General features: G+C 60.8%; 11 protein-coding genes. 1 reads left to right on the top strand and 10 read right to left on the bottom strand.

Features of this window, described 5'->3' with window-relative positions:
- Positions 1 to 187 precede the first annotated feature (187 nt).
- The 10 genes from ACS7SF_RS16850 to ACS7SF_RS16805 form a co-directional block, all read right to left on the bottom strand.
- Positions 188 to 2,023, bottom strand: a complete 1,836-nt coding sequence (locus ACS7SF_RS16850) for a lysostaphin resistance A-like protein (protein ID WP_439890810.1) — start codon at positions 2,021 to 2,023, stop codon at positions 188 to 190.
- A gap of 3 nt (positions 2,024 to 2,026) precedes the next feature.
- Positions 2,027 to 2,860 carry a peptidyl-prolyl cis-trans isomerase gene (locus ACS7SF_RS16845; protein ID WP_439890809.1) on the bottom strand — a complete coding sequence of 278 codons (834 nt, stop codon included), beginning with the start codon at positions 2,858 to 2,860 and terminating at the stop codon, positions 2,027 to 2,029.
- 412 nt (positions 2,861 to 3,272) lie between these two features.
- Positions 3,273 to 4,988, bottom strand: a complete 1,716-nt coding sequence (locus ACS7SF_RS16840; RefSeq protein ID WP_439892786.1) for a ShlB/FhaC/HecB family hemolysin secretion/activation protein — start codon at positions 4,986 to 4,988, stop codon at positions 3,273 to 3,275.
- Positions 4,989 to 5,082: 94 nt separating this feature from the next.
- Positions 5,083 to 7,626 carry a two-partner secretion domain-containing protein gene (locus ACS7SF_RS16835; RefSeq protein WP_439890808.1) on the bottom strand — a complete coding sequence of 848 codons (2,544 nt, stop codon included), beginning with the start codon at positions 7,624 to 7,626 and terminating at the stop codon, positions 5,083 to 5,085.
- Positions 7,627 to 7,701: 75 nt separating this feature from the next.
- On the bottom strand, positions 7,702 to 9,036 hold the full coding sequence (locus ACS7SF_RS16830; protein WP_439890807.1) for a tetratricopeptide repeat protein: 1,335 nt from the start codon (positions 9,034 to 9,036) through the stop codon (positions 7,702 to 7,704).
- Positions 9,033 to 9,701 (bottom strand): hypothetical protein, encoded by a 669-nt coding sequence (locus ACS7SF_RS16825; protein ID WP_439890806.1) that lies wholly within the window; start codon positions 9,699 to 9,701, stop codon positions 9,033 to 9,035. Before ACS7SF_RS16825 ends, ACS7SF_RS16830 begins: the two co-directional genes overlap by 4 nt.
- Before the next feature lie 78 nt (positions 9,702 to 9,779).
- Positions 9,780 to 10,355, bottom strand: coding sequence for a CC0125/CC1285 family lipoprotein (locus ACS7SF_RS16820; RefSeq protein WP_439890805.1), 576 nt, complete (start codon positions 10,353 to 10,355; stop codon positions 9,780 to 9,782).
- Positions 10,356 to 11,003: 648 nt separating this feature from the next.
- On the bottom strand, positions 11,004 to 19,673 hold the full coding sequence (locus ACS7SF_RS16815) for a two-partner secretion domain-containing protein (RefSeq protein ID WP_439890804.1): 8,670 nt from the start codon (positions 19,671 to 19,673) through the stop codon (positions 11,004 to 11,006).
- A 461-nt stretch (positions 19,674 to 20,134) separates the two neighbouring features.
- Positions 20,135 to 20,512 carry a hypothetical protein gene (locus tag ACS7SF_RS16810; RefSeq protein ID WP_439890803.1) on the bottom strand — a complete coding sequence of 126 codons (378 nt, stop codon included), beginning with the start codon at positions 20,510 to 20,512 and terminating at the stop codon, positions 20,135 to 20,137.
- 122 nt (positions 20,513 to 20,634) lie between these two features.
- Positions 20,635 to 21,156 carry an Lrp/AsnC family transcriptional regulator gene (locus ACS7SF_RS16805; RefSeq protein WP_439890802.1) on the bottom strand — a complete coding sequence of 174 codons (522 nt, stop codon included), beginning with the start codon at positions 21,154 to 21,156 and terminating at the stop codon, positions 20,635 to 20,637.
- Between the two features lie 145 nt (positions 21,157 to 21,301).
- On the opposite strand from ACS7SF_RS16805, the gene ACS7SF_RS16800 reads away from it, so the two are divergent.
- Positions 21,302 to 22,318, top strand: a complete 1,017-nt coding sequence (locus tag ACS7SF_RS16800; RefSeq protein WP_439890801.1) for a 1-aminocyclopropane-1-carboxylate deaminase — start codon at positions 21,302 to 21,304, stop codon at positions 22,316 to 22,318.
- The last annotated feature ends 2 nt before the right edge of the window (positions 22,319 to 22,320 follow it).

The following is a 22,320-nucleotide window of genomic DNA, read 5'->3' as shown; positions in this document are numbered from 1 at the left end:
CCATACGCAATTGGCGCTCGACCTCGCTTGCTGTCCCAGGATCAGTTACCGAGGCTCGCTCATTACCGGCCGCTCCTGCGTTAACAGCACGAACTCCCTCTTGAGGAACCTGCGAGGTTGTTCCGTGTTCGTCCCTGTTCCCATCCAAGCCTGTTTTATCCAATTCGCCCCCCCTGACCATGTTCTGCTAGCGCAAGGCCGCCAGCACAAAAACAGCATTGTTGGTCGCATGCAGCAGAATTGGTGCAGCAAGACCATTGGTTCTCCGCGCCATCCAGCCGGCTAAGAGGGCAAGTACGAAGAAGAAGGTCATGTGATCGGCATCCCAATGCATAGCCGAAAACAGTGCCGACTGCCAGAAATTTGCCCAACCGAAGCTGATATGCCGGGAAAGTCCGCCCAGCAAGCAACCACGGAACACCACCTCTTCGCACACAGGAACCAGTACAGCGACCAAAAGCAACGCTAGCGGCAAGCCGCCCATTGCATTCGCACCCATGACGATGGCATTCACCCACGTGGCTCGCAGGCCCGTTGGGGCAGCAAACGGGCCTGCGAGCCGACTACGCACGAACAGAAACAGAATGAGTCCTAGCACGCAGACGCCAATCAAAATCCAGGCCTCTACCCGGTCCCCCCGGCTACCCAACCACTCACGCCACGAGAAGCGTGCCGCAACCCACAGCAAGCCAACTGCCGATAAGCACAGCGTCCAGATTTCGGCCTTTACGATCTGATGCTTCTGCTCAGCCGAGAGGACACCTGCGCCAATGAAGGCGTCTGAGCTCACACCGAAGCGAAACATCGGCACCAGTAGTAACGCCCCAATAAAGACGGCGAACCCAAACCAGGCATGGCGCAAACCGATGCGCTCAAACAGGGGCACGGATGGCTTGCCCAACCGGGTTCGTACCGTGCCACGATAGTGCGTCGGAAAACACAAGATTCCTGGCACGAGCGCTAAAAGCAATGCATAGCTCAGCGGGAACGTCAGCAATGTCAGTAGATCAGCCCGGAAAATCATCTTGGGGTCCAGGACAAGCATGTGCGCATATGCGTATCCAAGCTTCTGCATTGGTTCCGACTTAGCCAGCCCCGTAAGCAGGACGTCCGCCAACGCGCCTGAGTCACGGGCGCCTATCGCAACATCCAACCGCAACTGCCGCATCTCCGACGTTTCGTTTGCACGAGGCAGTGTTCTGTCGTTTAGTGCCCTCTGCGCACCGGCAAGATCGCCCGCCGACCGCAACACTTTTGCGGTCGTATACGCGTCGATCTTCAACCCTGCCATTTGAGCCCGACGAAGTTCGTCACGCGCTGCCGCTGCCGGCAGAACTTCCAGCGCCGTTTTGATGCGCACGGTTTCCTGCCAGACGTTCTGCGGCAGAGGCGCGACTCCAAGTAGCCTGGTCGCGTATTCGACTTCCCCGTTCTTCGCCAAGTGGCGTATGGCAGTCCCCAGTCGATCGCTTCGGGGATCGAGTTGCACGGCGAGAACGGCCTGCTGACCGGATTGCTGTTCATCCTGCGTGATGCCGTAGGCCTTAGACAATGCCGCGTGCAATCGCGCCCGCTGGGCGGGCGTCCACGCACTCGCGCGCGCCAACAGAAGTTGTCCATAGGAGACGGCGGCCTTGCCGTATCTGTGTTCCAGTGAGAACAGGGACGCCTCCGGGTCGGCAGCGTACTGCGCTTCAAGCCCGGTCTGGCAGGCGTCGAAGTCCTTTGAAGCGGCATCGCTCCAGGAGGAGTCCTCCGCCCATGCAAACCGCTGGATGAATGTACATTGCGCGATCGCGAGCGAGGCGTCGCGCGGAGATTCCCGCAGTGCCTGACGATACGCGGACAACATCTCCTCATAACCCTGACGCTCAAGGTTTTGTACCTGTGCAACGGCCAAGTCGGGAGAACGAAGTATCTCAACCTTTGTGAGCGCGCTTGCCGAGCTAACCGCGCTGAAAGCAACGAAGATGGTCCCGAAAATTCTAAGCAGCATGCGCAGGCGTCGTTCTGGGTGGACCATTGCTTACTGAACCACCTTCGCCTGCTTGAGCAGTCCGCCGACTAGTTTCACGGTCGAACGCTCCAGTTCGGCGGTCTCCAGCGCCTGCTTGATGGCCGGCTTCACCGAATCGTAGGCCGGCACTTGCGTCGGCCGCACCGCGTCTTGCTTGACGATGTAGCGTTGATTGCCAACCTCAACCGGGGTGGCACTCATTGCGCCAGGCTGTAGCGCCGCGATCTCGCGCGCGACGGGCAACGGCAGATTCTGCGTCTTGCCGTCTTCCACCGGCACCTTAAAGCTCACCCAGTCCATCTCGCCGCCACGCATCTTGTTGGGCGCCGTGCTGTATTGCTGAGCAAGCTTGGCAAAATCGCCACCCTGCTTGAGTTGCGTGACAACTTGCGTGGCGGTTACGTCATCACCCACTTGAATCACGCGCGGCTTGTATTCCTTATCGCCCAGACTGCCCACAATCGCGTCGTAGCGGGCCTTGATCTGCTCTTCAGTCACAGGGGCAGGCTTGATGTTGTCCTTCAGCCAGAGCTGCGTGATCGCGGCATCGTGTGCGTCCTGCACAGCCTGCTTGACGACGGGGGACTTTTCGTAAGCTGGGTTCTTGGCGGCCTGTTGACGAAACAGCTCGCGGGCAATCAATTGCTGCTTGAGTGCCTGCGTGACGTTCGGATTGGCTGGCACGCCGCTTTGAGCGACAGCGCGGTCGAGTTGGGTCTGCGTAATCTGGGTGCCGTTGACGATGGCCACGACGCCCGCCGGAAGCCCGTCGGCCCACGCACAGGGAGCCGCTGCAAGAGCGGCCACCATCAAGACTGCCGACTGAAGCGATCGATTCTTCATGCTGGAATTCCTTTGAATTTTTTGAGTTCACTAAGGCTGCCGAACGAAGCGCTGCGGCTGCGTATGCAGGAAAACGACCCGCAGCAGCCCGCTTCCGGCCACCTAGGAAAGTAGTACGGTACCTAGAACCATCAATCCGATCCCTGCGTACCAAGCAGCAACCAGCTTCCGACCGACTGTGTGCCTTCTTGCGTAAGCCCAGATGTACATGGGTACGAGAAAGCAACAGAGCCCTTGAAGCGGACTACCGGTAAACGCATGCAGTCCGATCAGCAGTTGCGACAACGCAGCCAGCAGCATGCCGCCGATAAGGACAACCGTCCCAATTGATGCAATCACAATGTCTCCGTTTGGTTGCGGCGCAGCGCCTTTCGCGAACGTCTACGCGATGGCGTCGGCGAGCAGCTTCCGCTCAATATGTCCAGTTCAATGTCGCGAGCAAGACGGTCGGCTTGCTACCGAGTTCGGCAGGCTGGACAAGTGCTCGGCCGAGCAGCAATTCGCTGGTCAACGCGCTCTTTCCATAGGCGGCCGACAGACGCACCCCGAGGCCCGAACCGGCCAAGTACTGCCAATGCTGCGTAGCCACCAACTGCGTCTGCCCGCCATCCAGGAAGGCGTACGGCTCGATGCGCACGCCTGCGATTGCGGGCGCATTGGCCCACACCACTTCATTGCGTAGGGTCAGGCCTCGGTCACCACTGATGATGCCCTCGCGAAAGCCGCGTACCGAGCTCATGCCGCCGGCAAAAATCTGCTCCGAACCAAACAGCGCCACGTTGGACCACTGCGCCTGGACCTGTCCTCTATAGGCAAACGTGGCTTTGGCCACAGTCGCCAGTGGCAATTGCGTGCTGGCATTGCCGTCAAGCTTCCAGAACTGGCTGTGCGCCTCGTCACGGGTGATGTCTGGTGCGTCCCGACTGGCATCGAGCGTGCGCATGCCGCGGGAGACACCCGCCTCCCAGGTCGCATAGCCACCCTGATCGCCCAAAGCAAACTTGCGCAAGCCATTGATGGCGACGCGCAGTACCGACAGGCTCTGCGGATCAAGCATCAGGTTGTTGACCTCACGATCGCTACGCCGATGAGTAAGCGTCACGTCGAAGGCGGTACGTCCGGTCTGGTCGCGCTCGATCACGCGGTTCCAACCGAAGGTATGCGCGAGCGTGCGGCCGTAGACGAGCGCGGTATCGCCGATCAGGCTGTTGTACTCGGAGATCGAGCCGGTATAGCTGAAGGTGTTGTAGCCGAACGGTGCCGCGGCGGAAACGATGGCCGCGTTGGTGTCACGCGTGCCGATGTAGGACAGCGACATCGCCTCCTGGAAACCTAGGGCGTTGTCAGCATCGATACCGGCGCGCAAGCGTGTGGTGCCCGTGGCGCGGCTGCCGTAGTTGTCGGTACCCACGTTGAAGCGAAAGCGATCACCCGGCTGGTTCGTCAACGCGACGACTGAGCCGCCCGGGCTTTGACCCGGCAGGATCTGCACCTCAGCCTGGTTGCGGCGCAGGCGGTTGATCTGGTCGACACCTTGCTCCAGGTCGGTCAGCTTCAGCGTCTCACCCACGGTCGGCATCGACCAGACCGTACCGGCATCGGTCACCCAGCCGCCAGCTTGTGGGCTGCCGGCGGTCGGTTGATCCGGGACCGACGTTTTGACCGTCTTGCCATTGATCTGCAGACTCTCGACCTTGCCCGGCACCACAGCGATGGTCAGCACGCCGTCCTTGAGGTTCTGCGGCGGCAGGTAGGCGCGCGTGGTGACGTAGCCGTGCTCCACGAACGCCTCGGTCAATCGGCGCAGCAGCAAGTTGATACGGTTGGTACCGAGGGCGTGGTTCAGGAATGGCTGTGAGATCTGTTCAACGGCCCCCGCGTCCAACACGGTGTTGCCACTGAGCTCAATGCGGTGAATATCGAAGGTCGTACCGGACTCGGCCACCGATTCGACGGTGGCAGTGTCCGGTACGGCAGCGGGCACCGCAATTTGCGGCGCAGGCTGCGTTGCCTCGCGGCGGCGCTCGGCGTCTTGGCGCTCGCGCAAAGCGCGTTGTGCCGGGTCTTCAAGCGGCGGCGTCTGGGCGTGGGCGTTGGCGACCAGCGCGATCACCCCGGCAGCCAGCATCCCTTCAAACGTCTTGTTCAACATCACTTCCTTCCCAACACAATGCGGGTGTCCCGCTTTTTCTTTGTCGCGACCCGTCGAAAACTCGGTCGCCTTACTGCCACAACCACGACGTCAAGCCCACGTGCGAATCGATCGACACCGGCTGACGCGATTTGGCACGCACGGTCACGATGCCGTTGCTGGCGGTAACGGTCTGTCCGTCAAAACTGCCGCCTTCGATCTGGCCTTGGCCATTGATCGTGAGCGCGCCGCCCAGCGCAAGCCAACTGCCGCCCACGTCCGCGGCGTACAGACGTGCCCAGGTATCCCCGAAGAACGCCTTGAAGCCACGATCCCGTGCGAGTGCTGTGTAGCCCGTAATGCCGACGGCACGTACCTTGGGCGCCGTGACAGTCAAGCTACCGATGGACAACACCTGTCCGCCGATATTTTCGGCAAGCGTTCCGGCATTGACGGTCAGGTTGCCGCCTGCCGAGACCGTACCGCCCGTCGTGGTGACCGTGCTCGACGCACTCTCGCGGCAGAAGATCATGCAGCTGCGATAGAAGTGGGCGCTGCCAGTGGCAAAGGCTTCGTTATGGAACGTGTTAACGGCGGTAATGGCGATGTCTGCACTGCCATTGGCCAGAATCTGACCGCCGACATTGCTAACGCTGCGCCCACGGATGGTGGTGCCAGTTTGTGAGACGAGGTACGGCACCTGCCCCAGCGCTGGGATGCTGCCGTAGTCCACATCGAAGCCCGAACTGTGATTGCGCAGGAACAGCCAGCGCGTGCCGCTGCTGCTCCACGTGGACGGTTGCTCGCCGTTGGCGCCGGCCGTCTTGTCCAGCAAGTTCTGCACGTCACCCTGCGCTGCCAGCGTGAGCTTGGCGTTGGACAGGATGCGGCTCTGGTGGTTGACGATGTCACCACCTGCGCGCAGCACCACATCATCGCTTTGCCCAAAGACAATGCCTTGGGTACTGGCCGTTGCGTCGTTGCGGATCGTGCCGCCTGCAAGCAACGTGACAGCGCCTTCCGAAGTGGCTTGGGTGGTGTTGCGTGTCTTGCCCTGGATCAGGCCGCCCGTATTGGTGAGGTCGGCGTCGCCCTGAATCAGCACACCACCATTCACAGCCGCAACCGTAGCGGGCATCGCAGCGGATGCGATGGTGACGCTGCTGCTATGAATCGTGGCGTTGCCTGCGGCGATCACGCTGGAATCGGATTGGCTGTAGCTGCCTGTGGCGTTGAGCGTGACGTCTGCCCCGGAAGACTGCACGGTGCTGGCGTTGCCCTTGGCAGACGCAAGCGCGATCGAGCCCGCCTGAATCGATGTGCCGCCCACGCCATCCATCTTGCTGCCGGCAAGTTGGACGGCGCCGGGTGCGGTAATCGCGATGGTGCCTTGCTGCGAAGTCCACTGAGACTGCGCCGTGCCATCGGCGTTGAGCGACAAGGACGCCACCTGAGCGACGATGTTCTGGGTGGCGGTCATCTGCGACGCCGTCATCGAAACGCCGGGGCCAGCGTCACTCAGGCCAATGCCGCCCGTGGCGGTCAACGTGCTGTGGTCAATCGTGACGGGTTCGGTGTGAGCCTGTCCTGCGCTGCCAATCACGATGCTGCCGGTTTGCGTGGTCGTGCCGGCGGACAGCGTGCTGCTGTCGAGGTGGACCTTGTTCGAAGCGATCTGGATGTTGCGGCTGGCGGTCAATCCGCCATTGCCCGTCAGGCCGGCCGAACCGATCAATACATCGTTTGCAGCTTGCACCGTCCCACTCGCAAGCTGAAGATCGCCGGTGCTGCTGACCACGAAATCCCCTGCGGTGGCAAACGCGGTGCCAGCATGGCGGACGCCCGCGCCTTGATCGGTTGCGATCAGCTCGATGCGGCCACCAGAGAGTGATCCGCCCGACGCAATGTCAATCGCGTAGCCCAGCGGCGTGCCGGTGCCCGTGCTGCTGTAGCTGACCCAAGACGAAAGGTTGTCGGTTGGAGAAACGCTGGTATCGATTTCCGCCCGGCTGTCGCCCGCGACGATGCGGACCTTGCTATTCGGGTCGGTGAAGTTGTTCTGGACTGCACCGGCTACGCGCACCTGCTTGGCGATCAGTTCGAGGTTCAGCATCGTGCCGGCTAGGCCACCCGGGCCGATGTTGATGGCACCGGCATTGGTGTTGAGCACCACGTTGCGCTGTAGCTGGCCTGCCCCATTGGTGAAGTCGTTGAACGACACCTGTCCAGTCGTCAGAGCTACGTTGCCGGTGTTGGTGAACGAACCGCCATCTACCGTAATGCCGTTTGGATTGGCGATGATGACGTTAGCACGCGGTCCCAGCACGGCGATGTTGCCTTGGATCAGCGACGGATTGGTGCTCGTGACCTGATTGACGATGGTGCGGGCGGCGACCGTGGTGTTGTTCAGGTCTGCGCCCGCACTGCCGACGTTGAACGACGAATAGGTGTTGTGCGAGACGCCTGCGACGCCGGGAGCGATGTTGACTGTCTGGCGGCCGTTTGCGCCAGTGCTGACCGTCGTAGCAGTTCCGCCGTCCGCGACGATACCGGCGGCCATCGACACCGGCGGCACGAAGACGGCGCATAGGCCGATGAGCGCGGCCAACTTGGCCGGGCGATGTACTGACTGCACAGAAACTCCCCCCAATACATGTCTTGCTTTCCAGCGCCTGCTCGTAGCAATTCAAGCGCTCGGAAACTAAAGGCTCTACCGTTCGACCACGACGCTATCGATCGTGTTGTTTGTCGTGCCAAAGTCCTTGGATTCACTGTGCGTGACCAGGAAATAGTGCAGTTCTTCGACGTAGTAGCCTTTGCTTGAACCGCCTTTAAGGTCCTTGCAATCCAGAGGCCACGCTCGGCCTGCAAACGAAGCATGGAAAGATTTGGCTTCGACAGGATCGCCGATCGTGCACGTCTTCCCATCGAGAAGCGGCGTCCCCTTTGCATACGCTTCTGACCGATAGGAAAAGCTCGCGCCCGGCGCCCATGCCGGCACCTCAACATCCAGTTTTTGGGTCACTGCTCCGCCGCTAAGCGCAGCTGTTCTGGCGTTCATCTGTGACCTGAGCTGCACCACACCAGCAATCTCACGATCCACGTTGAAGTCGGGGCCATAGACTTCGTGAACCCGTGTATTTCCGTCGGCAGTCGGTTTAATCTCCAGAACCATTGGTCCGAGGGTCGGAAACCGGTCATTCCTCATGGTTTGCGTTATCTTCGCCAGCTTCACTGGCGCGCTGCCAGGAAAAGTAGATCGCAGCCTTGAGGCGGCGGTCAGAACAGCCGCGGAATCGACGGCCCGACCTGTCCCTACCTTTGCTTCGACCCCGAAGCGCACCAAACGCTGCCGTTCCGCGGTGGTCAGCTTCGCAGGATCAACCCAGCGGGCGAATTCCTCGAGATCGGCTTTAGCTCTCACGTCATCGCGCAAATTTGCGTACGCTAGAGACCGGTACCAGTATGCATAGGCGAAGTCCGGCTGAGCGGGAATGCCAGCCGATAGCGCTTCGATTGCCTCCTCGTTGCGATTCAGCGCGACGAGGTTTCGACCAAGGTGGTAGTAGAGCGGCATCCCAAAGCCAGAGCCTCGACCGGTCATGCCGATCTCCTGGCGCATGCCTCCCTGAATAAGGGCCACCGCATCACCGTAGCGACCGGCATCACAGTAAATCGACGCAAGCTCGATGATTTCCCAACCAGTCTTCGGTGGAACCAAGCGGAAAGCTTCCTCCAGATCCGAAATGGCGGCCGCGTTGTTACTTTGCTCGCCATACGCGCCGGCGCGCGCCCTGAGTAATAGCGAACGTACAGCGATGCCCTGATCGCGAACGGCGAGACAGCGCGTCGTCACATCGATCACCTTGGCCACCTCGGTGGACTTAGTCTCCAAGAGAGCCGCTCCACAGTCGGCCTGAGTCTCGATCACTTTCGGACGACCGGTCGGTTGCTCGTCTGCCCACGCCAGACCATGCAGCGCTGCAAGAGCGAAGCCGAGTACTGCGGCGGTAACGGACTTTTTAAATGGACCGCGCAGCTTCATGGCATCTCCTTTTCATCAAGGTCTGGACGCAGACGCATGAGGAGCGCAGAAGTCAATGTGCCCTGCAAGGTGCATTCAATTTCAACGCGATCCTTGCCCAGAAGCTCTGGGTTGTCGTCAATGAGCAAAGCTCGCTCGACCGAACCCGCTCGTGGTGGACTGTTGGACGGAATAGTCTCTTTGGTCCACTGATCGACTGGGTCTCCGATATACCGACGCTCGGTACGGCTCCACCCACCGACCTCGTCTTTGGTCAGCCGTTCACCATCAACGATGTAGGGACGAATCTTCTTCACCGTCGAATCGACGTCGCCCTTCGCGATAAAGCCCCAGTACGTAAACTTGCCAACACCGACGGTCTCGGATGATTCGTCGTAGTAGCCAACCAACTCTACAGTGCCAACATGGATTGGCTTGTCGAACATCTGGATGCGCTGGCCTTCGCGCAGTCGGTTCTGGACCTTCGGATACGCCACGTCGCCGAGCGTTCCAAGATGCATATAGCGTGACCAGGTTGCTTGTTCCTTACGCAATTCGTCAAAGAACGCGCGGTCGCATGAAGAAAAAGCACGAAACAGCCTTTCAGGAGTTGGTTCCTCGGCGCGCGCTAAACATACGGCGGAAATCCCGACCACGAACAGGATCGCTCGAAACAAAGAAATCATAGCTCTATCAACAGTCATCTCTAACGACGTAACACTGGGAGAATTGGGTCCTACTCACGAGGATCGGCTACGCCAGCATCAACTGCTGGTGTCTTTCGCTGCCTCAGGCTTCGGACGTTTCAAGCGTGGGCCGAGAACGGTCAAAATCCGCGTCGTCTCGAAGACGTGGTACGCCTTGTCCTTGTCGGTAGGCTTTTCCTTCAACAATCGGATAAGCAGTGCCGACCTGTACCACTCTGGACGAGGGCCAGGAACAAGGACCGGTACGTAGTAGATGGTCTTATGAATGGACCAACCATCGCTGAAATCTGCTTCAGAGACATACACCGTGTGGCTGGCATCCAGATCGGGGAGAAGTCTATGTTCGGTGCCTGCCAATGCCTTGGTGGCCTGATCCTGCGGTTCGACGCGCGAAAAATTCGGCCCATCGTCTTCGGGCTTACGGTCCTGGAAGCCTTCAACCACTTCGAAGTACGGTGCATCGTGATCGCGTGCAATTTCCGCCGCACGATAGATTGAATAGGCGTAGGCGGTCGGCAGAGGCGTCGTCTGATTACCCTCAAAGACCACGCGATAGACCTCGTCCGCGATTTGCTTGTCGCTATAGCCACCGACAGGCTGGACGTACGATTGATATGGCGTCGGCACGCTCATTGGGGTGCATCCCATCAACGTCATGCCGAGGATAACGGCGACCCACACTTTGGTCGAACTACGTCCATTTCTCAAAAAATTCAACTTCTACCTCTTTCTTGTGTCGACACGCCGGATTTCGCGTTGTTGTGATGCTTTGCCTGTGTCTGCGTTCCGGATAGATTCCCGATCCTGTTAACTATCTGCACATAGACATCAAGACCCGACCGCTAGTAATTGTCGAACGCGACGTCTTTGCTCAAAAATTTGCACTGGATTCCGAAACCACCTATGAGAGATTGATTGCGCTGATTCACTCTGACTAACAGTCCTCAACGACAATTGGTTCGTCGGGGCCTCGCCAAGCAATCCTTCGATAAGGCCCAGACAATAACCCTTGCTCGCGCAAGTATTCGAAGACATCCGCCGGACACCAGTCTGGACCGGCAGAAAAGCAAACCCCTTCGTCCCGCAGGCTGGCGAGTAGGTTCGCTTTCACTATCGGGGTTACTGCAGAAGCCGAAACGACTTCCGGGCAAGCAATCGACACAGGGCTAAAACCGAGAGAAGAAACTCGCGGCAGGAACGTACGGTCAACGACCTCCACGACAATTCGCGATGTCGCCGCCTCCGTAACGAAAGCTTTGACGGTAGAAATCTGCATCACGATCACCTTACCTTGACGGTTGTGAGGGTTCTCACATTTGCTGAATCCGTCGTCGAAATTGAATCGATAACCATTTCTGGCCCCCCACCCGGGAGGTGTTGACCCGGCCCCAGAAAGTACTGATTCCCCTCCATTGGACTCCTTGGCGACATGCCGGAGATCCCGTCCACTTGGCGAACCTTGAAGCCATCCGCCAGCGAGCCCGGCTGTAATCCCATTGATTGCTCAAGTTGAATAGCTTGCGCTTTGCTGATGACGGTTTCCCCTCCCAAATTCAAAGCACCGGTTATGTTTAGGATAGCTCGTTGGTCAGTAACATAGGTTCCATTCCTACCAATGGTCGGGTAGCTGTCCCAGCCAATCGGACTCACATTAAATCCAGTGTTGGAGTCGAGCATCCCCACCTGACGTTGCCGCGCCGCTTGCACCGAGCCATCTGTAGCTGTCGGCCACTGAATATTCGCCCCCGAACTACCTGCCGCATCCGGCCCTGGCGATGGGGACGCGCTCGCCCCATTCCCATACGGCTGTGTACGAGCGGCGTTAGCAGCGCCGTTCAGATCACCGCTTCCGTTATATAGAGGACCACCACCGCTAGAGTTTCCGCTTCCCGTGGCGTACGGATTGGTGCTATTGGCCAGCACCAATTGGTTTGATCCAGTGTCAATAATTCCCGGACGTCCTGCGCCCGGCAAAGAGCCCGCGCCAGACGACAACGGCGTCCGCAGCCCCAGCGCAGGTGAGAACAACCCATCCAGCACCATGCCGTACTGGGCCCCGTAATAGCCTGCTGCGGGGTCAGGATTGCTGCCGTAGTAAGGCAAGCTACCAAATATCCCTGCTGCGGGGAACATCGTCATCGTCCCCAACGTCACCGCAGCCGGACTCGGGTCCAGCGAACGGATGCCCGGGTCGTTGGGGCCATAGGCGAATACCGTGCCCTTTGCGTACCCGAAGACATTGCCTCCCGCCCTAGCCTGATCCATGGCGTTACGGCATGCGTTCGAACTCCGATCGAAGCAAGCGCTTCGGAGCTCGTCGTCACGTAGCTTGGATTTTGCGGCTAGATCATCGCGGACCTGGCACTGCGAAGACGCTGGGTCTTTCGCACAAGCCGCCGCGGCATTGTCATAACGCTCCTGCTCCGAATAGACAATCGTGCTGGGGCGACGATGGTTTAGCCAGTTGTTCTGGGCTGCGTTCTCACCGGTCGTCAGACCCGCCGTCTCGTTGCCGCCGATGGCGTGAGCCAGAGCACCCCCAGCTAGACCCGTCAGCTGCACGGTCAGCATATCGAGCGCTGGATTGCTGCTACCGTCCGTTCCCGCGTACAGGGCCGACCCAATCAGCGGAGCAGCGATTGCTCCAGAAAGTCCTCCCGCCGCACCGCCAGCGCAACCCGTTCCTTGCATTGCCGAGATTGCACACCCGAGGGCTACGTGACCGAGAATGTTGCCAGCAATGGTTCCCGGTGTTGCATTGACTTCATTGATGCCGGGGCTAGCCGAGCCGAGAGCATTGGCTGCCGCCGCTCCAGCATTGGACGCCAAACTATTGAGGAAGGCCCGCCCAAAACTGCCACCACTGACGACAGTATTGACGGCAGCCGTCGCCCCACTCAGCACCAGAATAGCCTCCGCCTGCTGCAAGTAGTTGCCGGCATTGCTCACACCGGCTTGCGCCAGGTTCGTGCCCGCAATGTTCTGCGCACCTGCGACATTGGCCAGCGTATTGCCCTGTCCAAAGTGTTCAGCAATCCCCAGTGAGCCATCCGCGTTCACAGAGATGCCGTTGGCTATGCCTGCCGTCACTGCGGCGGTGGCACCTGCGGTGAACAGTTTCCCGAAGTTGATGCTGTCGTTTGCTGCAAGCTGGCTGCCTGCTGAACTGACCATCGCCCCGGCTGCCGCACCGGCCACCGTCGCGCTCACCATACCGCCAGACAGCCCTGCCAACACTGGCCCCAGCGCGCCACCACTCATCACAGCAAGCATCACCATCACGACGCCCGCGAAGATCTGCCCCGCCCAATCTGTGGGGCGCACATAGGTGTCGGTATGCGTCTCGGTGACGGCCTGCCTGCCCGCCTGAATCGCCGCCGCCACACGCGCAGACTCCTCCGCGCTCATCGAGCCGTCAGCATTCAACTGCGCCAGCACGCCATTGATGTTCTGCACCTGCCCAGCAATGTCCGCCGCATTGGCCGCAAACATGAACCCACTATTGGGTTGCCCTTGCTGACCGGTAGTACGTGCCCATCCGTCCTCAATCGGCTGCCACGCGGCCGTCATCTCGGCCGAGCGCTGCTCGTTGACGATGGTGGTGTTGGTCGTGAGTGTGCCGTACGAGCCCAGCGTGCCGGTGTTCTGAATCGGGTTGTTGGCGATCAGGTCCAAGCTCTTGCTTGCCACGATCGAGCCGCCCGGCTCAATGCCCGAGTAGCCTGGCGGCAAATACACCTGCGGCACCAGCGCGCTCACCATCGGGCACGCGCCGCTCATGCAGTTCGGGTCCGGCACCTGCTGGGTGACGTACCACAGCATCGGTTTGTCCAGCGCCGCAAGCTGGTCCGGCGTGAGCGCCTGCCCCAGTTGGATGTTGTGCGCCTTCGCGTAGTCCACCGCGTTCTGATACAGGATCAGCTTTTCCTGATCGTCGACGCTCAGGTGGTTCTGGTTGTCGTAGGTCAGGCCATTAATGAACGTGGTGCGGCCCGTGGTGACAAGCGCCTGCTGGTCCAGCCGTGCGTTCTCGGCCTGCGGGTCGTAGTAGAACGGCGTGCTGCCGGGGCGCAGGTCCGCCGGCAGCGCATTGATGAGCGTTGCCGGACCGACACCACCCAGCACCGCCGTGGCCGGGCTGCTGGTCAGGAATTGCGCCGTCGAACCCGTCGTTGGCGATGTGAGCGGACTGCCGCTCAGGGGTGCGTTGAAGTGCCAATTAGGCACGCCACCGGTCTGGTTTGTCACCACCACCGGGTTGAACTGGAACTGGCCGTTCGAAGTGCCGGGGTTGGTCGGGTTCGGCACGCCCTTCTGCAGGACCGTAGTCGGGCCGCTGAAGGTGTCCGGCGTGCCCGTTACCGGCAGTTGCGCATTGGGCGTACCGATCGGACCCAGGCTGACGACCTGCTGGCCACTGGTTGACGGCGGCGTCTGGATCGACGGATTCGTAATGCCGTTGGTAATCGTGGCGCCGGACAGCGAAATGGCCGTGCCTTCGATGTTGCCGCTGTTGACCAGTGCCCCACCCGAGCGGATGGCCAGGTTGCCGCCGCTCACATAGGAGCTCAGTTGGCCAATCGTCGGCGCGTTTTCTGCGTTGGCGTTCGTGCCATTCGTCAGGTTGCTGCCAAACACACGCTGGCAACCCGAGATGTCGCCGGCCGAATCGCAACCCCAGCGGTCACTTGCGTTGCTGTTCTGATCGTAGAACGACCAGTGGTAGTACTGACGCAGGAAGACCGAGCTGTTGTCGAAGCTGCCGGTAGTGATGGTGTTATTGCCGCCGGCAACGATGGCGCCGCCGTTGTTGCGCACCGATCCGGCGTTGATGGTCAAGTCACCAGCTGCCAGGATCATGCCGGCGTCGCCGGTTGCCGACTGCGTGGCGGTGGCGCAAGTGCCGCTACCCGCTTTCCCGCAAGGAGCGACGTCGGAGCCGTGGCTTGCGTAGACGGTCGTCGTCGGCGCAGCTTGGTTCACAAGGCCATTGGCCGCGTTGATCGATACCGATCCAGCGGTCGATTGAATCGTGGCGCCCGTGTTCGTCACCGTCGGCGCGGTGATCTGCACGTTCCCAGCCGCTGCGATGGTGCCGGTCTGGTTGGTCAGTTGCGAGAGGTTGGCCGTCAACGTGCCGCCAGCAACAATGCTGGCCGCCTGTTGCTTCGGGTCGATGACTTCGTGGTATGCACTGCCGCCACCCGAGACGCCCGGATCACTACAGGTCGTCGGGTTTCCGACGCAGCCCGGCAGCGTGGTGCGGTTGACGTTGAGCTGGCCAACGTTGTTGACCGAACCGGCCAGGGTGATATTGCCGGCCGCTGCGATCTGGCCACCATTGTTCAAGGTGCCGACCTGGGTCAAGTCAATGTTGCCGCCTGCCGCGATAACGCCCTGCTTACCGGCAACTTGCTGCACGGTGACTTGGGGTGCCGGTGCGGTGGCAGTAAAGCCACTCAAACTGCCAGGACCCACCGGGCCATTCATACCGAATGCAGCCGGGCCGAGCCAGAACCAATGCGGGCCGGCCTGCCCCTGCTGGGGAATGCACTCGGTCGAAATGCACGCTTCGTTGACAACACCCAGCGGAGTCTCTCCGGTAAAGGAGTTCCATCCCAGTTGCGCCGCCAGTTGTTGCATGAAGGCGTTGACCGTGCCCGGATCGATCGATTCCGTGATGGTCTTGGTCAACCCGGCCGACGTGCCGTTGTTGAGCGTACTCACGGCCATCTGGATGTTGCGGGCAGCGCTCATCTGCCCACCGTTGTTAGACAACGCGGAGGCGGTTACTACTAGATCGCGGCCGGCCTGGATGATGCCGGACACGCCGTCCTGGGTCGTCGTTTCGGTCCGGGTGACCGTCGGCAGCGTAATAAAGGGCGATGAGCTACCGGTGACTGGCTGATAGTTATTGGTGGGGTTGGTGATGAGACTTGGCGAACCAAAGTGCCACAAATTCAGCGCCTGGGCCGTGGGACCGTTGTCGCCACCACCACCGCTAGGCATCCAGTTCTCGATTGCTTGGTAACCCGAAATTACGCCATTGGCATCCGGTTTCAAATCACCAATGGTGAGCGGAAAGTAGTACGGGCCGTATGCTGGACCATCTTGCGTGCTACTGGAACCCGGGACAATCAACTGCACCTGCTTCTGCCCAATCACGATCTGAGACAGGTACGTCGGATTGACCTCCTGCCCCGTGACAACCGTGGTACCGGCACCGGTAGGAGCAGTCGCATCATTGACAACCTGGCTCGCCGTGATATTCACGTCACGACGCGCACCAATCGTGCCGCCTTGGTTCAGCACGTTGCCCGATACATTGACGTTCACATCACGGTTGGCTTGCGTCAATGCACCAGCGTTGTCATAGCCAGCACCCGCGATGTTGACGTCGTTCAGCGCTTCAACCGTCCCTCTGTTGGTAGTGCTGCCAGTCACCGACACATCGTTGTCGGCATGCAGGGTCGCGCCTGCCGCGTTGCTGATCGTGCCACCGGCAACCGTCAGGTTGTTGCCAGCGATGATCTGGCCGCTGTTGCTGACTGCACCCGGCGTACTCAGCGTCAGGTCACCCGCATGCTGGATCGACCCCGTGTTGCTGATGCCATTGGCGGCGTTGACCGTGGCGCTCTTGCCGCCGACCGTCCATGCGCCCGTATTGGCCAGCGCGCCCACGTTGTACGTCAGTTGGTTGCCAGCGTTGATGGTGCCCAGTGTTGCGCCATCGACTGTCTGGTTCTGCAGGTTCAACGTGGCGTTGTTGGCCGCCAGGATTTGGCCGCCTGCGTTGTTGAAGCTTCCGTTGCCGCCCTTTACCGTGGTGGTTAGGTCACCGCCCGCGGCGGTACCCGATGGGCTGCCTGCAAACATCACGCCGTTCTGGTTGCTAGTCAGCGCGTTGGCGGTAATGTTCAGCGCTTGCGTGCCCAGCAGCGTGCCGTCCTGGTTGTTCAGCGCGTTGTCAGCCGTCACGTTGACGGTCTGGCCGCCGATCAGGCCGGCGTTCTTCACATCCGTGCCGTGCACCGTAGTCGCGGCGCCGCCAAGCGTCCCGGTGTTGGTGATCGTGGTGCCCGCTGCCGTCAGAGCATTGGATGCCGTGACCGTGCCCGCATTCGTTACGGTGCCGCCCGTGAGGTTGGCAGAAGCCGTATTGATCGCGCCCGCTGTGGCAACACTCTGCGTGCCTGTCACCGCCAGTGTGCCGTTGACTTGGCTGGTCTTGCCAGCGCTACCCAGCGACACATTGGCACCGCTAACAGTCGCGTTGCCACCTACCACGGGCAACTCTGCAATGGCGACATTGTTGGCAGCCGTGGCCGTCAAATTGCCAGCGGCTTGGCTGCTACCTGTGAGCGCGATATTGCGGCCGGCGGACAGGTTCGTGTCCCCAACGCTTGCCGTGCTGCCCTGCCCCACGATGTCCTGCGACGCCGTGGCCGTCAGCTTGCCCAGAGCGACCACCTGCCCGTCGACGGAGGCATTGCCTTGTGTCGCGTTCAGCGTCGTATCGGTGGCCGACTGGGTGGAACCGGAAACGGCAACGTTCGTACCTGTCAGTGCAACGTTGCCGCTGTGTGCGATCACCGTGCCGGTCGCACTGGTCGTGCCGGCTCCCGATTGCGCGGAGACGCCCTGCGCCGCATACACCGTGCCGCCCAGCGTTGTACCGGTTTGGCCGTTGGCCGTGACGTTGCCGTTGGAGAGTACGGCTCCAGACGTTGAAAGCGTTCCGCTGGTGGCTGTCAACGCGGTATCGCCGCCCGAAGCGGTGCCGCCTGACACGTTGACATTGCGGCCCGCAGTGGCGGACAGCGTTGTGCCCGACGTCACCGAGCCCACGCTACCGACGGACACATCGCGCGTGCCGGAAAGCGTTGTCGCGCCCGTGCTTTGCGCCGTGCCAGTGACGGAAGCATCTTGACCAGCCGTCACCTGCAGATTGCCGCCAGTTGCAAGCTGACCACCGACCGTCGCGTTGCGTGCGGCGGTCAGGGTTACGGCGCCGGGGGACGACACAGTACCGCTCAGCGAGATGTCGCCGGTAGTGCCACCCGCAATGGCGGTGATCGTGCCATTGGAGGCCAGCGTGCCGGTGGCGGCAATGGCCCCGTTGGCCGTCGCCAGTTGGAGGTTGCCTTGGGAGGCGACCGTGCCGTTGACGTTCAGATTCTGGCCTGCTGTTGCAGTGGTGGTCGTACCCGCCACCACGGAGCCAGTGCCGCTGACGCCTATGTTGCGCGCGGCATTGAGCACCGTAGCGCCCGAGCTTTGCGCGGCGCCCGCGATGCTGATGTCGCGTCCCGCCGTCGCCTGCAAATCGCCATTCGTGGTGACAGGCCCAGCAGTGGAAAGATCACGTGCCGCGTTGAGCGTGATCGTGTTGGGCGACGAGACGTTGCCACCCAGCGCAATATCGCCCGTGCCGTCCTTACCTTGCGCGGAGACAGAGAGGTTGGTGGCGTTGAGACTACCGGTGAGATTGACGCTATTGCCGGCCGTAGCGGAAAGGGCTTGGCCAGCACCCAAGTTGCCCGCGCCAGTGAGGCTGCCACCCGCGTTCAACGTCAGGTTTTTGCCAGCCTGGGTAGCCCCGCCAACATTGACATCACCATCTGCCGAAACGGAAACGTCCTGCTGTGCCTTGACAGTCCCGGACGTGGACACCGCGCCCGCCGACGTAACGCCAACACTCTGCTGCCCATACACGTTGCCAACATTGACGTTGCCGTTGGCGTCGATATTGACGTTGGACGTATTGGCAGCCAGATCACCGGCCGCACGCACGCCCAGGCCCTGTGCCGTGCTGATGAGCTTGATCTGCCCGGCCGTCATGGCACCAAAGGCCGTGGCGTCAATGGCCAGGCCGTTCTGTGCTGTCGGGCTGTTGGCAGCGTTGTTCTGGCCAGTGCTGGTGACTTGCCAATCGGAGCCGGCGCGCCCGGTGCCCGCCGCAACCGGCGCAACTTGCTGATTGCCAGCGATCACGTTGATCTGATCGCCGGCGTAAAGCGGTGCGTTCACGCCAACCGTTTGCCCGATCAGATTGACAGCGCCGACCGTGCCTTCAATGCCGGCACCATTTGTCGTTCCCGCCACGGGGTCAATCTGAATGCGCCCGCTGCTGACCAGAAAGCCGATAGCCGTTGCTTGGTCGAAGCCGACATTGGCACCGCTGCCGTTCAGGAACTGCGGCGCACCGGTTGACAGCGTCACGCGAGGCGTGTTGGTAAAACCAGCGCCTTGCGTGTAGATGCCAGCGGGTGCGGCAAAGATGACCGACGCCGGCGCACCAAACACTTCCACCGTGCCGTTGACGCGGATCGGGTCGGTACCCGTCACCTGTGTGAGGATGGTCGACGCCGGGCCAGAGGTCGCCAGGTTGGCATTGCCGCCGACGTTACCGCCCAGGAACGTTCCGCCGCCCGTGAGCGAGTTGTTGAGTACGAGACCGATCGGATCGACCGTCAACGACCGCAGTACGTTGTTGGACAAGCCCGCCGCGTTGGGCGTGGTGATGTTGATGACCGGCACGCCACCGCCCGCGCCGGTCGTCTGCGTGAGCGTGGGAGTAAAGCGGATGGGCGCGGTGGGGTCGGTGATGGCACCGGCCTGTGCCTGCTGCATGCCCCAATGCAACAGCAGGCGGCCCGTGGTCAGCCACGAAGCATGCTGTTCAGCAAGAACGTCGAGCGAGGATGTGCCGTGCGTGGCGATGGTAGCGGCGCTTTGGCGCGCCGCCTGCCAGGAGATCTGCACCGGCCCGCACCAGGTGATGACGGCAACTACGGCAGCGAGGGCTCGCGCAAAAATGGAGCGACGAGCGCTGTCGTAACGACTGGCGGTGACGTCGGCACTTGCCGGAACGCCTTGTTCTTCTTGTTGTGCAACGGCACGCGGCAGCGCAAGCGCAGCCCGTGCGCTGGCCGAAACCGGCTGGCGCATCGCAGAAACTCCCCAAATGTTGTTGCGTGGGGTCGCTTCACGACGGCGGAAAGCTTACCGTCAGGCGCCCCTATTGACTTGGGGCGCATGATAATTCAACACACTGTGTACGAGTCGTCAGAAAAGTCAGGGAACGTAAAAACCAAGATGAAATTTTTTTACATCTGAGTTGCAACCCCCAAATCCGCCGGAATAGCAGCGAAACCCTCACAAAATCGTCAAATCCAGCAAACAGGAAACCCCTCCTTTAGAGGGGATTCGCAACACCAAATCTCGCCCGCCATTGAAGTACGCGAGAATGCCTCGCGCATCCAGTCAAACGCCCCGCCGACCAATCGCATACATACCTCGTGCCAGTTGAGCCCGGAGTGCCACTATGTCGATCAACGGCGTGCCCGCACGCCTACTTAGAATCTCTAACAAAATGAGTAGCCGGGGCGGCTAACCCAAGCTGAGTCCTGTTACGCCCGCCACTTCTCCAAGCCTGCGGCGGGATGCTCCGACTGGTCCAGGAAACTCCCTTCAGCGAAATCGATGGCCTGACAACCAAGGTGCTCACAGAGGCTTAGGATTGCGCCGATGATCGCTTCGTTGGCACGCACATGGAGCATCACGTCCTCTACCGGATCATCGTCTCCGACATTGAACTCGATCGAGCCAAACTCGCCGTCATAGATACCCCAGATGGGGTCACTCCAGTCCGTGCCAGGAAAAACCTCCGATACAGCCGTCTGCAGCTCGGAGAGCAGCCCCAACGGAACAGGTTGCTCATCGTCCGGAATCTCATCGACTCTGCTGTAACGCCGGGGGAACTTGAACAGCGAAACATCCCAGCTCATCTGTGGACTCCTATGACAATGGGTTGCGGGAAGCCGGGCAAATTGTCCATGGATGTCATGCTGAGAAGCGCTTCGGCATCACTCATTGGCGAAAAAATCAAACGAAATATTCGCGGCTTGCCCTACACCACCGGCAACTCCGTCGTCGACAACACCTCCTTGAGCACCATGAACGTCCGGATCTGCCGCACGCCGGGTAGGTACAGCAGCTGTTCCGCATGCAGCCGGTTGTAGCTCTCGCTGTCCTTGGTGCGAACGAGCATGAAGTAATCAAACTCGCCCGTCACGACATGGCACTCCAGGCAGCCTGAGACCTTCTGCACCGCCTTCTCGAATGCCGCGAAAGACTCTGGCGTGGAGCGATCCAGCACAACGCCGATCATCACGAGCGAGCCCAGGTCCATCGCGCGGGGGTTTAGCAAGGCCACGATCCCTTTGATCAAGCCCAGTTCCTTGAGCCGCTCCACGCGTCGCAAGCATGCTGGCGGGCTGAGGTTCACCTTGGCCGCAAGCGCGACGTTTGAAATCGAAGCATCACGCTGGAGCGCCTTCAGGATGGCCCGATCGGTGCGATCCAAGGCGTGGCGTGCGGAAGCCGCCGCACTGTCAGATGCCGTCTGCAATTTCGTTTCGTTCTTTCTCATTTTCAAGAAATAACCGCATCCCTATTCTATAGTTTGATTTTCCATATTGCGTATACCCGGCTATCTTTGCAACCGCATTTTGCGGCGTTCTGCGTACCATTGGTTTCCGACATCCCGCCATTTGCGGCATTGAAGGAGCCCTCTCATGAACCTGCAGAAATTCCCCCGCTATCCCCTCACGTTCGGGCCGTCGCCGATCCAGCCATTGAAACGGCTGAGCGCGCACCTGGGCGGCAAAGTCGAGCTGTATGCCAAGCGGGAAGATTGCAACAGCGGCCTGGCCTTCGGCGGCAACAAGACGCGCAAGCTGGAATACCTGATTCCGGAAGCGCTCGAAGGCGGGTACGACACGCTGGTGTCGATTGGCGGCATTCAGTCGAACCAGACGCGCCAGGTGGCGGCCGTTGCGGCACACCTGGGGCTCAAGTGTGTGCTGGTGCAGGAGAACTGGGTGAACTACTCCGATGCCGTGTACGACCGCGTCGGCAACATCGAGATGTCGCGCATCCTGGGCGCTGATGTACGGCTCGACGCGGCGGGCTTTGACATCGGCATCCGCCCGAGCTGGGAACAGGCCATGGAGGATGTGCGCAAGCGCGGCGGCAAGCCATTCCCGATTCCGGCCGGTTGCTCGGAACACCCGCTGGGCGGGCTGGGCTTTGTAGGCTTTGCCGAAGAGGTGCGTCAGCAGGAAGCGGAACTCGGCTTCAAGTTCGACTACATCGTGGTGTGCTCGGTCACGGGCAGCACGCAGGCCGGCATGGTCGTGGGCTTTGCGGCGGATGGCCGGGCCGACAAGGTGATCGGCATTGATGCCTCAGCTAAGCCCGAGCAGACACGCGCGCAGATCCTGCGCATTGCGCGACACACCGCCGAGGTGGTCGACCTCGGTCGCAACATCACGGAACAGGATGTGGTGCTCGACGCGCGCTACGGTGGCCCCGAATACGGCCTGCCCAACGAGGGCACGCTGGAAGCCATCCGCCTATGCGCCCGTCAGGAAGGCATGCTGACCGACCCCGTGTATGAGGGGAAATCCATGCACGGCATGATCGACATGGTGCGCAACGGCGAATTTCCTGAAGGCTCGCGCGTGCTGTACGCGCACTTGGGCGGCGTGCCGGCGTTGAACGCGTACAGCTTCATCTTCCGCAATGGGTGAAG

The organism is Ralstonia sp. 25C, from assembly GCF_051904805.1.
In the GTDB taxonomy this organism is placed as follows: Bacteria; Pseudomonadota; Gammaproteobacteria; order Burkholderiales; family Burkholderiaceae; genus Ralstonia.
The sequence above is the reverse complement of the archived record's forward strand: the minus strand, read 5'-3'. Positions and strand labels throughout refer to the sequence as shown.